Below are 13,493 nucleotides of genomic sequence, written 5' to 3'. Positions count from 1 at the left end.
AATAGATCAGTTGAGTTAGGGCAAATATCCCTTTTTATTCTTTAAGATGTGATGTTTGATATGAAATAAGTTTGCTGAATCTTCATAAATTTTTAACATTCCGGTTTTAGTGCTGCCATCGGCAACAAGATGCTCATACTTAATTTGCTGTATAAGATCACCTGGCCGATAAAGCACATTTCCATGCAGCCAGATAACCTGATAAGAGGGGCACTGCAGGATGCGTTTTTGCTGGAGCAGGCTGTCGTATTTGAGAATGCGATAATGCTGAAAGAGGATTTGATGTTTATTGATCTTCAAAGGGCCTACCTTACAAGTTTCAGACCATTTCATCAGCTTAATGCAGCTTACTTTTTTCTGATCTAATGCAGGCTGAATGGAGAACTGAAATGCTTTGCTGTTCTTTTGAAGGTCGGTGAGTACAACAGCGGTGTCTGAAAAAATGAAAGCGGCCCCATAGTTATTTTTGAGGCTGAAGAATAGGAGTTGGTGTTGATGCCGGGCACTGATTTTATTTAGGGTAAAGGAACTTTGCAATAGGATGGCTAACAAGATGCCTGCAAACAACATCTTTTTATTGCGGGTTTGCAGACAGAGAAATACTAAAATCAGGATGCCATAGATTAAGCAAAGTTCTGTTTTAGAGATCCAGATGGCATTAAGACTTGAGTTGGGGAGTTGGGATAAATAAGTTAAACCCTGGTTTGTGAAGCAAATGAGCCACTCAAACATAGGCGCCAGAAACCAGGCACGGAACACGAGGATGCCGAGGCCAAGGTACATCATTAGCGTACTGGGAACTAAAATAAACAAATTGGCAGGAAGAACATATAAAGGGAACTGATGGAAGTAATAAATACTGAGCGGAAAGGTGACAATTTGTGCAGATAGGGATAGACATACGGCTTCCCAAATCCAGTTTATGATATTGTATTTGGTGTAAAACAACGATTTTATTTTGTGTTGCAGGTAGATGAGCCCGAAAACCGATAAAAATGACAGTTGAAAGCCTAGGTCCCATAGCAGGAATGGATTATACATTAAAAGGCCAAAAGCTGCAAAGGCCAGGATGTTATAGCTATTTGTGTTCCGTTTAAATGCTTTTGCAAGAATAAATACGGTGAGCATAATTGCCGAGCGCAATACTGCGGGACTAAATCCGGTTACTAAACTGTAAAACCAGATCAAGGAAATTATAAGGAAGATTTTTAGTGTTTTAGCCTGCCTGTTGCGGTCCATAAAAGCAAGTAACCAGTTTAAAACCAAATAAATCATTCCCACATGCATTCCGGAAACGGAAAGTGCATGTATGGTTCCAGTTTTGGAATACGCAGTAATGATTTCCGGATTTAAATCTTCACGGGAGCCTAAAATTAAAGTGGCTGCTACAGCAAAAGCATTATCATCTTTGATGATGTTACGGTAAGCTTTAAGCTGTTTCTGACGTAAATTTAAGGCATAAGCGATTAATCTGTTGCCGTTATTATGGCTTAACACTTTTAGCTGACCTGGATTTAAAAAAGCCTGGTGGTAGATGTTTTGCTTTGCCATCCAGGCCTGGAAATCAAATTCACCAGGGTTATAAACTGGCGCAATGGCCTTATAAACAGCCGGGATAAACAGCTCGTCTCCATATTGAAGATGTAATTTACCATTGGTATTTGGGTACGCAAGCATTATTCTGCCCCTGATAACTTCATATTTATCTTTTACTGTAATTGCGCCGATTACAAGGGCAGTTATCCTCACGATGTTCCCTTTTTGCTGAGGTTCATCATCAACCAATAGTTTTAGATAGCGAAAGGGCTGCTTACTGAAATGCCCGGCATGCTGTGACTGGTTGCGGAGCATTCCGGATAACATGCCTATCAAAAAGATAAGCACATAGTACAGCAATACCGGTGCTGCCTTGATAAAGTAGATTTTTAGCTTCCGATAAAAGATATTTATGGCGCACAATGTGCTAAATGTTAATGCGGTTAAAAAGATGATGTAATTGAGGTGTTGGGCTTCTGTTAAATCGCTGAAAAATATGCCAAAGCATAAGGGCAGTAACAATCTGACGAAGACAATTTCGGCACCGTAAACCAGTTTTTCAGAATTCATAACGCAGCTGAATTTTAAACTCCGATTTTTTATTGCCCTGTATTTCATCCAGCCCTGAGCTAATTGTAGTTAAGTTAGGGTAGATGGAAATAGCATACCGGGTCCAGATGTTAATGCGTTTACCTAATCTATACCTGAGGTTAAGAAAAGTTCTGTACCCCTGACCATTGTACATTCCGGAGCCAAAACCATACAAAACATCTTCTTCATAAGCATATAAACGACTGTTGTAAGATGAGGTATGAAACCAGGCCAGACGTAAGTTTCCTGAAAGTGCGGTTTTAGGAAAACTGTAGTCAATATCCTGATAGACTAAAATACCGGTTTCTGTTTTTGATTTTCCTTTTTTATACTGAACAGTTTCAATACAGTTTTGGAAACTAAGCTTCCTGTTGTATTGATAGTCTGATTTTAGTCTATAATTATATTTATAAACCTCATCAAGCAAGTTTTCTGACAGTGGATCATCTGGATTTTGCGCCTTCAGTTTAACTTTTAAACGGGCGATGCTTTTGAAGGTCTTAGAAGGATTAAAGCTGAGCTGGCTCAGCAAATCGTAACCTCCGGATGCTGCATCAATGCGGTATTTTAGCCAGGGGAATTGAAATACGTCTGCATAAAGGGCTGCGTTCCAGGTTTTATTGGGGATAAAGTTTAAGCCAGCGTATAACCCTTTTTCATTATTTGCTTCGCTGTTTTCCCCCATGCCCTGGGCAAAGAAATTATGGTAATTTACAGCATACCAACGATGGACTAATACGGCTGAAATGGTTCTGGACAAGCTGGCCATTACCCCATTGATAAATGCGCTGCCACCATTGATGCTGTGTGCAGCTTCTCCATATAAATAGAGGTTATTGTAAGTGTAATTGTAATGCAGGCCAGCGTTACTAAGCTGGCGGCCTGTAAAACTATATTTGTTATAGGCTGATGTACCGGTTATAAATGGATGCTTGTAGCTGGAATGGTACAGTACCGTGCCTATACTGAGGTTATTGTTATGGTATTGTAAAGCTGCCCCATACAGCATTTGCTCCTGACTGCCTTTGTTTTTTATCTCTGTAGCAGTGCGGTGCAAGCCACTGGTGCTTAGATTGACCAGCGTTTGTACTTCATCTACCGGTTTGGATAAACTGGCATCTAATTTTTTTAATGAAATGAAGGGGCTAAAGTCTATGTCTTTGAATAGGGTAATTGTTGCGGAGACACCTCTAAGGTAGGCCAGATTATTTGAAGAGGTGGAGGGTTTGAGTCCGAGGTCTTTTTTAGCTACACTGGTTACATCTGGTCCTTTTCCGTAGCCAAAACCTGTCCATAAGGTTAAGCCCTGCCCAAATTGCAGGTTATAATCACCCACTACTATTTTTTTTAAACGACCCACATTGCTTAAGGCAATGTGGGCAGACATAAAATCAAAACTACGCTTGTTATTTCCAGCAAACAGATATTCTCCTGCATCCTTTTTTACAATAAGAAATACGGAGAGCAGATCATTGTAGTTGTAATGATACCTGCCCAATAGTTTTTCAGGGCTGCCGAGATACCTGCTTCCGGGAAGATCTGTAAAACCCTTTTGAACTTCCAGCGTTTTGGCGTATCTTAAAATGAGATCATGATTACCCTTACTGCTTAGATTTTTAAGGGATAAGCTGTTGAGCCTGCCCTCGCTACGTAAAGTAACAAAAGGCATTATTTTTTGAATTGTTTCTACATCAAATCCATTTATGGATTGAAGTTCAAGCAGGTCCAGCAGCATGCCATTTGTTTTTAAATGATTGAATAAGTTGCTGATTTGTAAAGGGCTGAGGAAGATCAGGTTTTTTAGCGTTTCGCCGCTGCTGTGGTTTAAGTCTATAGGGTGCTTATTGTAATAATGTAAGCGATCGCTGATTTCTGAAAGATCATAATCTTCAGGAACTGTTTCAGCAAGACTTTCTACCAGGTCTCTGATAAACTGGTCCTGGAGTTGTTGCGCATGGGCAAAATGGGTGCTGACTGCGATAAAGGCAAGCGCCGTTGCGGTTCTTTTTAAGAATGGAGTTTTTGTTCCGGGCATAGTAACCCGGAATAAGTTTTTTTATTTTGAGAAAGAGAAGAAAATGTTAAAATAATTAAATTTCATCGTTAAGCTTCAGCAAAAAGCTTTTCAGTTTTTCAAGGGAATCGATGATTTTTTGATTTTCCTTTACTTCACTACTGTTATTTTTTAGATGTTCTTTGGCTCCTTTAAGGGTAAAACCTTTATCGTCTACCAGGTGAAATATAATCTTCAGGTTTTCTATGTCTTCCGGACTGAACAGTCTGTTTCCTTTTTTATTTTTCTTAGGCTGCAGCACTTCAAATTCCTTTTCATAAAAGCGGATCTGAGAAGCATTTACACCAAACATTTCGGTGACTTCACCCATGGTGTAATACATTTTATTGATTTCCCGTTCTTTGTAAGGCATATTTTTATGTTGATTATGAGTTGATTACGGCTTTTATTTAAAGTAGTCAAATGTAAAGGGATTTTAGTAGAATACCGCAATAAAATTTTAATTTTGTTGCACAATATCTATAACATGACAGCAAAAGAAATCAGGCAGGCTTACTTAAAATTTTTTGAATCTAAACAACATCATATCGTTCCATCGGCACCCATAGTGGTAAAAAATGATCCTACCCTGATGTTTACCAATGCAGGTATGAATCAGTTTAAAGATTTGTTTTTAGGTGAGGCAGCCATAAAATATCCCCGTGTAACAGATACGCAACGTTGTTTGCGTGTGTCTGGAAAGCACAATGATCTGGAGGAGGTAGGTATTGATACCTATCACCATACCATGTTTGAAATGTTGGGCAACTGGAGTTTTGGTGATTATTTTAAGAAAGAAGCATTGAGCTGGAGTTGGGAACTACTGACTGAAGTTTATAAAATTCCTAAAGATCAATTGTATGTTTCCATTTTTGAGGGTGATGAAAGAGAGGGCTTGCCGAGAGATACGGAAGCTTTTGAGATCTGGAAGCAATTTGTGCCGGAAGACCGCATCATTTTAGGTAATAAAAAAGACAATTTCTGGGAGATGGGAGATACTGGCCCATGTGGTCCCTGCTCTGAAATTCATGTAGATTGTCGTACTGCTGAGGAGCGTGCAGCAGTTAGTGGAAAAGATTTGGTGAATGCAGACCATCCTCAGGTTATAGAGATCTGGAACAATGTATTTATGCAGTTTAACCGACTGAAAGATGGTTCTTTACAGCCTTTACCAGCTCAACATGTTGATACCGGAATGGGTTTTGAGCGATTGGTGCGCGTATTGCAGCAGAAGTCATCTAACTATGATACAGACGTATTTCAACCCCTGATTCAGTTCATCGCCGCCCATGCTGATGTAGTATATGGTGCTGATGAAAAAACTGACATCGCCATGCGTGTGATGGCTGACCATATCCGGGCAATTTCTTTTGTAATTGCGGATGGACAACTTCCCTCTAATACGAAGGCAGGATATGTTATCCGCCGGATTTTACGCCGTGCAGTACGTTATGCTTACACATTTTTAAACTTGAAGGAGCCCTTTTTAAACCAATTGGTGCCAGTTTTGGCCAATCAGTTTAGTGGTGTTTTTGAGGAATTGGTATTGCAGCAGGAATTTGTACAGAAGGTAGTTCTGGAAGAGGAGATTTCCTTTTTAAGAACACTGGCGACAGGGATTCAGCGCTTTGAAAATTATACCCGGAAACAAGGGGAATTGCTGATGTCTGAGAATGCTATTGAACTGGAGAAATCTTTTGAGGATGCCTGGGTTTACAGTATTTTGAAAGACCAAATGGTCATATCTGGTGAATTTGCATTTGAATTGCAGGATACCTATGGTTTCCCAATTGACCTGACTGAACTGATGGCAAGAGAGCAGCGCTGGACGGTAGATATGGAAGAGTATCAAAAAGCACTTTTGAAACAAAAAGAGCGTTCAAGGGCTGCTACCGCAATTGATACAGGCGACTGGGTTGCTGTTCATCCGGAGCTTGAAGTTGAGTTTGTAGGTTATGACGATTTTGAGGCGGAAACAAAAATCATAAAGTACCGTAAGGTAAATTCTAAAGGTAAAGAACACTACCAGATGGTATTGAGCAAGACTCCTTTTTATGCTGAAAGTGGCGGACAGGTAGGTGATACCGGCAGATTAGAAGACCATAGCCGCCTGTTTTCTGTTGAAGTGACCGATACAAAAAAGGAAAATGGTGTGATTGTTCATTATACAGACACTTTACCTGAAGATGTTGAAGGATTTTTCTGGGCAGTAATAGACGAGGGTAAGCGTTTGTTATCTCAAGACAACCATACGGCTACGCATCTGCTTCATGCAGCGTTAAAAAAGGTGTTGGGTACACATGTGAACCAAAAAGGTTCTCTGGTAAATGCGGACTACCTGCGTTTTGACTTTTCTCATTTTGCGAAGATTACTGAGGAAGAACTGGCAAAAATTGAGCATCTGGTGAATCAGAAGGTGCGGGAAAATATTCCTTTAAAAGAACAGCGTTATGTACCATATGATGAGGCTATATCCAGTGGTGTTACCGCGCTTTTTGGAGAGAAATATGGTGAGTTGGTGCGGATCATTACTTTTGATGACCACTATTCTAAGGAGCTTTGTGGTGGCACGCATGTAAAGGCAACCGGACAGATTGGTTATTTTAAAATAATTTCGGAAAGCGCCGTTGCCGCGGGCGTAAGACGTATAGAAGCGATTACTGCAGATAAAGCGGAAGCTTTTGTATTGCACCAAAATAAGGAACTAAACGAATTGCGTGCCTTATTAAAAGGCAATAAAGACCTTACAGCCGCGGTATCTGGACTACTGGAGGAAAATGCGAAACTTAAAAAAGACGCAGATAAAGCCGCCGGAGAACACGCTGCAGGCTTAAAACATGAGATTGTGCATCATCTTAAAACCATTAACGGTGTAAATATGATTGCGGTACATGTTGAGCTTCCTAATGCGGAGGCGGTGAAAAACTTAGCTTTTGGTGTAAAGGATATTGTTGATGACTTGTATCTTGTTTTGACAACTTTAATTGATGATAAGCCTGGTATTACGGTGATGCTTTCTGAGAATCTGGTAAAGGATAAGGGCATGAATGCTTCTGCAATTGTGCGGGAGCTTGCTAAAGACATACAGGGCGGGGGCGGGGGACAACCCTTTTATGCCACTGCCGGAGGTAAAAATGCCAGTGGCCTGACGGCTGTGCTGGAAAAGGCCCACACGTTTATTAAGTAACAGAAAAGGGGGGAATCTTAACGAATTCCCCCCTTTTTATTTAGTGGCGGCCACCTATGCCATGACCATTATTACCTCTATGGTGATTATTATGGTGTTTATAATGTTTGTGTTTCACTACAACTACATTTGGCCTGCGGTAATTGTTAGCCCTTACGTATTGTACTCGTCTGGGTTCATAGTACCTAACAGACCGTACAACAACAGGTCTTGGATTGCTGTAGTACACTACTGGTTGTGGTCTTGGACCAATGTGTACGTTTAAACTTACCTGTGCTTTTGCTGGCATCGCGGCCAGGGATCCGATCCCAAGCAACGCAAATAGAATTAATCGTTTCATAGTTTTAATCATTTGTGTGTGTGTTATAATCCAAATGCTGTGCCAAAGTGATAATTGTGTTTTAATCATGGCGGTCAACATATTTGGTTTATATTTGTAGGACTGTAGTCTATATAATAAGTTTAATCCATTGCTGATAAATGAGTACAAATACAAACCTTGACGTTCCGGAATTTGAATTGGTTTCTGGCTTAGAGATTCATGTACAGTTAAATACGAAATCAAAAATATTTTCTTCTGACAGCGCTTCTTTTGGTGCCAGTGGAAACGAACACATCTCTGCTGTGTCTTTGGGTTTGCCGGGTGCGCTTCCAAAACTAAACAAAGCAGTGGTTGAAAAGGCAGTTAGAATGGGACTAGCCCTAAATTGCACCATTAATCAGCTGAACTACTTTGACCGTAAAAATTACTTTTATGCGGATTTGCCAAAGGGTTATCAGATTACTCAGGACAATGAGCCTATTTGTAAGAATGGTTATATCGATTTGACGCTTAGCGATGGTACGGAACGCAGGATCGGTATCAACAGAATACACCTGGAAGAGGACGCGGGAAAGAGTATGCACGATCAGGATGAGCAGTATTCTTTTGTAGACTTAAACCGGGCGGGTGTACCTTTGATAGAAATTGTTACTGAACCGGATATCAGGAGTGCTGAAGAAGCTTCGGTATTGCTAACTGAAATGAGAAAGCTGGTTCGGCATTTAAATGTTAGTGATGGCAATATGGAAGAGGGGAGCTTGCGCTGCGATGCGAATATTTCCATCCGTGAAGCAGGCAGCACTGAATTTGGCACACGGTGTGAGGTGAAAAACCTGAATTCTATCCGTAATGTTCGCCGTGCTATGGATTTTGAATACATCAGACAGAAAGAGCTGGTGTTGAGCGGAGGGGCGATTGTACAGAGTACTTTAAATTTTGATGCTGAACAGGGTACTACTTCGCCTATGCGAACTAAGGAAATGGCAAATGACTACCGTTATTTTCCTGATCCTGATCTCCCTCCTGTATCCATATCAGACGAATGGCTGTTGGAACTTAAAGCTGGAATGCCAGCCTTACCAAGAGCGATTACGGAACAGCTAATGAAAGATTTAGGTGTGTCGCTTTCTGATGCGGTAATTCTTGCTGAAGATACTGATTTGTTGTCCTTTTTTAATGCTACACTTCTGGACGTAAAAACGCCAAAGAGCCTTGTAAACTGGTTGGTTGGTCCTGTAAGGGCGATGTTAAATGAAAAAGGGATATTGATAAAAGACATTAACCTAACTGCGACGCAGTTTGCCGCGGTTGTTAACCTCGTTGACGATAAGAAAATTACCCAGCAAGTGGCGTTACAGCAGCTTTTGCCTGCGCTGATGAAAGGTGATGGAGGAAATGTATTTGCCCTTGCTGAGGAAATGAATTTACTTATTGAGGATAACGTAGACGAACTTAGTGTTTTTGCCGACCAGGTATTGGAAAAGTATGCGGCTCAGGTGCAAGCTTATAAAAAAGGTAAAAAAGGGGTACTAGGCTTGTTTGTTGGTGAAGTGATTAAGCTTGCAAAAGGCAAAGCTGACCCTCAAAAGGTAAGTGCGTTGCTGGAGGAAAAACTTAAATAAATGATGATGAAGAGATTTGGAGCTGTTTTGATGGCTGCATTGCTATTTGGAGGATGTGCCAACGAGGATAAATTTATACTAGAAGGTGCTTTTGAGCATTCTGCCCCGCAGGCTAAAGTATATCTTTTTGCCATGGATAAGGCAAATCCAATACCTCTGGATTCTACAGTTTTATCTGATAAAGGTGAATTTAAATTCAAACACGAAACTGAAGGGGTAGACTTTTTTAAAGTTACCGTCGGTTCAAATGAATATATGATTATTGCTAAGAATGGCGACCGTATTCAACTTAATGCTGATTTAGACGATAAAGATATGCATTATAGTCTTTCTGGTGCGGAGGAGGCTGATAAACTTCAGGATTTGAATACGACGAAAAATAAGCACATCCAGAAACTTGCCGAAATTAAACAGTTGTTTGATGATCAGGTAGCAAAGGAGCCAGCCAAAAGACAGCAGATTATTGAACGTTTGATGCCTGGTTATACAAAAGAAGCAGAGCAACTAGATGCTGCAATATTGAAATTTGCACAGGATAACCCAACTACGCTGACGGGTTTTTATGCCATTAATTTACTCAATCCTTCTGTTTATGAAAAGGAGATGATTGCCTATTCGGATAAGATTGGCAGTACATTTGGGAAAAATGCTGCAGTGGTGGAGTTCTTAACGCGCATGGCTAAGTTAAAAAGCGTTCAAACAGGTGCGATTGCGCCAGATTTTACCATAAATACGATAGAAGGAAAAAATATCAAACTTTCAGACTTTAAGGGTAAATATGTATTGCTTGATTTCTGGGCATCCTGGTGTGGGCCTTGCCGGGAAGAAAATCCAAATGTAGTTCAGGCTTACAAAAATTATAAAGACAGAAACTTTACCATTCTTAGTGTTTCTCTTGATAAAGATCCCAAACAATGGAAACAGGCCATACAGACTGACGGTTTAACCTGGACGCATGCAGGTGAACTTCAGGACTTTGATGGCCCTTCTGTTAAGTTGTTTCAGGTTGAAGCTATTCCTGCTTCTTTCCTGATTGATCCATCAGGAAAAATCATTGCAAAAAATTTAAGAGCAGCAGACTTACAGTCCTTTTTAAACAAGAGTTTACCAAAATTGTAAGTTCATGTTAAAAAATAAGTGCTGTTAACAATTTGTTAACCTTGCTTTAACCTGAACGTTCATCTTTATGTCTATTTTCGTAACAAATATTTAAATGCTATGAGTGGTGTAAAACAGAAAATATTAATTGTTGACGATGAACCGGATATTTTAGAATTAGTTGAATACAACCTTAAGAAAGAAGGTTATCAGGTTTTTGTGGCAAATAACGGACAAGAGGGGATTGCGCTGGCTAAAAAAGTTCATCCGGATTTAATTATCCTGGATATTATGATGCCTAAAATGGATGGCATTGAGGCTTGCAGGTTAATGCGTGCTATACCTGAATTTAAAAATACTTTTATGGTTTTTTTAACTGCCCGCAGTGAAGAATATTCTGAGATTGCCGGATTTAATGTTGGTGCCGACGATTATATTGCTAAGCCTATTAAACCACGTGCACTGGTGAGCCGTATCAATGCAATTTTGAGAAGGAATGTAAGCAACGATGAGATTTCTGAAAATAAAGTGGAAATTGGTGACCTGGTAATTGACAGGGAAGCTTATTTGGTATACCAGGATGGAAAGAAGGTTGTTTTGGCTAAAAAGGAATTTGAATTGCTTTACTTGCTGGCCTCTAAACCAGGCAAGGTTTACACAAGGGAATCTATTCTGAAGAACATTTGGGAAGACTCTGTAGTGGTAACCAACCGGACTATAGACGTGCACATTCGTAAATTAAGGGAAAAATTAGGTGAAAGTTACGTAGCTACTGTAAAAGGCGTAGGCTATAAATTTGAACTTTCTTAATCATTTGTCCCGGTAGTTCATGGATTAAGATATGAAATTGTACTTTTGTAGAGTTTTAAATTTATATCCTTGAAATATCCTTCCTTTAAAGATTTGATCTTGTTTGAAGATCATGATCATATTGTTGTTAATAAGCCGCCATTTGTAGCCTCTCTGGATGAACGTGGCGGCTCCGGAGAAGTAAATATCCTTCGTCTTGCTAAACAGTACAGTGCAGATGCACAAGTTTGTCACCGATTAGATAAAGAAACTTCTGGCGCAATTATTATTGCCAAGAACCCTGAAGCTTACCGTTCTGTATCTATGCAGTTCGAAAAACGGAAGGTTAAGAAAACCTATCATGCTGTTGTTGATGGTCAGTTTACTTTTGAAGAGTTATTTATTGATTTGCCTATTTTAAATGATGGTAATAAAAGTGTAACCATAGATCGTAAAGAAGGTAAACGTGCAGAAACCATCTTTAATTCCATCAAATTTTACAGACATTATACACTGGTGGAGTGCAAACCCATTACGGGTAGAATGCACCAGATCCGAATTCACCTTGCTACTCAGCGTGCCGCTATTGTTGGTGACGACATGTACAGGGGAAAGCCAGTGTTTTTATCTAGCATTAAAAAGGGATACCGCTTATCTAAAGATGAGGAGGAGCTCCCCATCATGAAACGTTTTGCATTACATGCAAAGCATTTAGTGTTTAAGGGGATGGATGGTAATGATATTGAAATAGAGGCACCTTATCCTAAAGATTTTGCAACGCTGATAAAGCTGCTGGATAAATTTGATAGTTAGAAAATCAAGGACATGTATGTAAAATTGGCTAATTATGTAGACGCAATCAATAAGTACAGGAGGACTAAAATATCTAACAGGAACTTTTTGATTGTTGCTGCACTTGTGGTAGGGGTATTGGCCGGATTGGCAGCATCTTTATTAAAAGCCCTTACACATCACATTGAGGATTTTTTACAAAGTGGTTTTCATTGGCAGTACAAATATTACCTGTTCCTTGTTTTCCCGCTCATCGGTATTTTGCTTTCAGTATTGTATGTTAGACGTTTTATCAGAAAGGGTACGTTTGAAACAGGACTTACGCCTTTACTTTTTACGATATCCAAAAAGTCTAGCAAGGTAGAATCTCATAATATCTATTCGCAGATCATTACTGCCGCATTGACTGTGGGTTTTGGTGGGTCTACGGGTTTGGAAGCACCCATTGTGACCAGTGGTGCAGGTATAGGATCTGTAGTTGGCCGTTTTTTGGGGCTGTCTTATAGAGAAACTACGATGTTGCTGGCCTGTGGCGCTGCGGCAGGGATTGCAGGGGCATTTAATAGTCCGATAGCCGGAATTGTTTTTGCGATTGAGATTTTATTACCGGAATTTACGATTCCTTCTTTTATCCCATTATTGCTGGCTTCGGCAACAGCAGCTGTTATAGCAAGACTTTTTTATAATGAACAATTATTTTTTCTGGTAACCGAGGGATGGAAGTTTAACGCATTGATATGGTACGTCTTACTCGCAATTTTGATAGGGCTGTTTTCTATCTATTTTAATAAAGCTTATTATTTTATAAAAAAGACTTTTTATAAAATTAAGCATCCTTATTATAAAGTATTGGTAGGTGGTACTTTGCTTGGCGGGATGGTATTTTTATTTCCTACTTTGTATGGCGAGGGTTACATTACCATTAAAAATTTACTGAGTGGGAGTTATAGTTCTGTGGTAAGTAATAGTATATTCTCTGGTTACAGTACTTTGCCCTGGGTAATTATATTATTTACCATTGTGACTGTTTTTGCAAAGTCTGCCGCTACGCTTGTTACACTTAGTGCCGGTGGAAACGGCGGTATCTTTGCCCCAAGTTTAATTATGGGCGGATTGATAGGTTTTGTTTTGGCTTACACCATTAATACCTTAGGCTTTGCGCAGGTGAACGTGGCTAATTTTATAGTGGCGGGAATGGCAGCATCTTTAAGTGCCATTATGCATGCGCCTTTAACCGGTATTTTTTTAATTGCGGAGATTACAGGTGGATATGTGTTAATGGTACCGTTAATGATCACCTCAGCTATTGCTTACCTGATTAACAGGAGCAAGAACAAGTACTCTATTTACACCAAACCATTGGCTGAAAGTGGCGGACACAGGGCTTTATTGAAATGGAATAAAAAAGGTTCGTCGTATTGAGAAATAATATCGTCATCTCGACGATAGGAGAGATCCATTTAACATGTAAAAACAGATCTCTCGTCGCTGCGCTCTGTCGAG

At 39.9% G+C, this 13,493-nt stretch carries 10 protein-coding genes; 6 read left to right on the top strand and 4 right to left on the bottom strand.

Features of this window, described 5'->3' with window-relative positions; translation table 11 throughout:
* Positions 1 to 15: 15 nt before the first annotated feature.
* The 3 genes from LPB86_RS18275 to LPB86_RS18265 are packed head-to-tail and all read right to left on the bottom strand — an operon-like array spanning position 16 to position 4,553.
* Positions 16 to 2,106 carry a ComEC/Rec2 family competence protein gene (locus LPB86_RS18275; protein ID WP_230692850.1) on the bottom strand — a complete coding sequence of 697 codons (2,091 nt, stop codon included), beginning with the start codon at positions 2,104 to 2,106 and terminating at the stop codon, positions 16 to 18.
* Complete coding sequence (locus tag LPB86_RS18270) at positions 2,096 to 4,162, bottom strand: helix-hairpin-helix domain-containing protein (RefSeq protein ID WP_230692849.1); 2,067 nt, start codon at positions 4,160 to 4,162, stop codon at positions 2,096 to 2,098. Before LPB86_RS18270 ends, LPB86_RS18275 begins: the two co-directional genes overlap by 11 nt.
* Positions 4,163 to 4,217: 55 nt before the next feature.
* Entirely contained in the window at positions 4,218 to 4,553 is a 336-nt protein-coding gene (locus LPB86_RS18265) for a MerR family transcriptional regulator (RefSeq protein WP_230692848.1), read from the bottom strand.
* 114 nt (positions 4,554 to 4,667) lie between these two features.
* Here LPB86_RS18265 and alaS point away from each other — a divergent pair, with 114 nt between their 5' ends.
* On the top strand, positions 4,668 to 7,367 hold the full coding sequence (gene alaS / locus LPB86_RS18260) for an alanine--tRNA ligase (protein WP_230692847.1): 2,700 nt from the start codon (positions 4,668 to 4,670) through the stop codon (positions 7,365 to 7,367).
* Between the two features lie 40 nt (positions 7,368 to 7,407).
* Here the strand turns inward: alaS and LPB86_RS18255 are convergent, their stop codons facing one another.
* Complete coding sequence (locus LPB86_RS18255; protein WP_230692846.1) at positions 7,408 to 7,707, bottom strand: hypothetical protein; 300 nt, start codon at positions 7,705 to 7,707, stop codon at positions 7,408 to 7,410.
* Positions 7,708 to 7,847: 140 nt separating this feature from the next.
* Between LPB86_RS18255 and gatB the strand changes: the two genes are divergently transcribed.
* From gatB to LPB86_RS18230, 5 genes are all read left to right on the top strand, one after another.
* On the top strand, positions 7,848 to 9,311 hold the full coding sequence (gene gatB / locus LPB86_RS18250; RefSeq protein WP_230692845.1) for an Asp-tRNA(Asn)/Glu-tRNA(Gln) amidotransferase subunit GatB: 1,464 nt from the start codon (positions 7,848 to 7,850) through the stop codon (positions 9,309 to 9,311).
* Positions 9,312 to 10,430 (top strand): TlpA disulfide reductase family protein, encoded by a 1,119-nt coding sequence (locus LPB86_RS18245; RefSeq protein ID WP_230692844.1) that lies wholly within the window; start codon positions 9,312 to 9,314, stop codon positions 10,428 to 10,430.
* A gap of 99 nt (positions 10,431 to 10,529) precedes the next feature.
* Complete coding sequence (locus LPB86_RS18240) at positions 10,530 to 11,219, top strand: response regulator transcription factor (RefSeq protein ID WP_230692843.1); 690 nt, start codon at positions 10,530 to 10,532, stop codon at positions 11,217 to 11,219.
* A 69-nt stretch (positions 11,220 to 11,288) separates the two neighbouring features.
* Entirely contained in the window at positions 11,289 to 12,011 is a 723-nt protein-coding gene (locus LPB86_RS18235; protein ID WP_230692842.1) for an RluA family pseudouridine synthase, read from the top strand.
* Positions 12,012 to 12,023: 12 nt separating this feature from the next.
* Complete coding sequence (locus LPB86_RS18230; RefSeq protein WP_230692841.1) at positions 12,024 to 13,412, top strand: chloride channel protein; 1,389 nt, start codon at positions 12,024 to 12,026, stop codon at positions 13,410 to 13,412.
* The last annotated feature ends 81 nt before the right edge of the window (positions 13,413 to 13,493 follow it).

It is taken from the genome of Pedobacter sp. MC2016-14 (assembly GCF_020991475.1).
Lineage (GTDB): Bacteria > Bacteroidota > Bacteroidia > Sphingobacteriales > Sphingobacteriaceae > Pedobacter.
Note: the sequence above shows the minus strand (reverse complement) of the source record. Positions and strands in the feature narration are given on the sequence as shown.

What these genes read in the sequence shown, in the direction of transcription:
- LPB86_RS18240 (WP_230692843.1), top strand. Translation starts at nt 10,530, where the DNA reads ATGAGTGGTGTAAAACAGAAAATATTAATTGTTGACGATGAACCGGAT.
- LPB86_RS18255 (WP_230692846.1), bottom strand. Translation starts at nt 7,707, where the DNA reads ATGAAACGATTAATTCTATTTGCGTTGCTTGGGATCGGATCCCTGGCC.
- gatB (WP_230692845.1), top strand. Translation starts at nt 7,848, where the DNA reads ATGAGTACAAATACAAACCTTGACGTTCCGGAATTTGAATTGGTTTCT.
- alaS (WP_230692847.1), top strand. Translation starts at nt 4,668, where the DNA reads ATGACAGCAAAAGAAATCAGGCAGGCTTACTTAAAATTTTTTGAATCT.
- LPB86_RS18270 (WP_230692849.1), bottom strand. Translation starts at nt 4,162, where the DNA reads ATGCCCGGAACAAAAACTCCATTCTTAAAAAGAACCGCAACGGCGCTT.
- LPB86_RS18245 (WP_230692844.1), top strand. Translation starts at nt 9,312, where the DNA reads ATGATGATGAAGAGATTTGGAGCTGTTTTGATGGCTGCATTGCTATTT.
- LPB86_RS18265 (WP_230692848.1), bottom strand. Translation starts at nt 4,553, where the DNA reads ATGCCTTACAAAGAACGGGAAATCAATAAAATGTATTACACCATGGGT.
- LPB86_RS18275 (WP_230692850.1), bottom strand. Translation starts at nt 2,106, where the DNA reads ATGAATTCTGAAAAACTGGTTTACGGTGCCGAAATTGTCTTCGTCAGA.
- LPB86_RS18230 (WP_230692841.1), top strand. Translation starts at nt 12,024, where the DNA reads ATGTATGTAAAATTGGCTAATTATGTAGACGCAATCAATAAGTACAGG.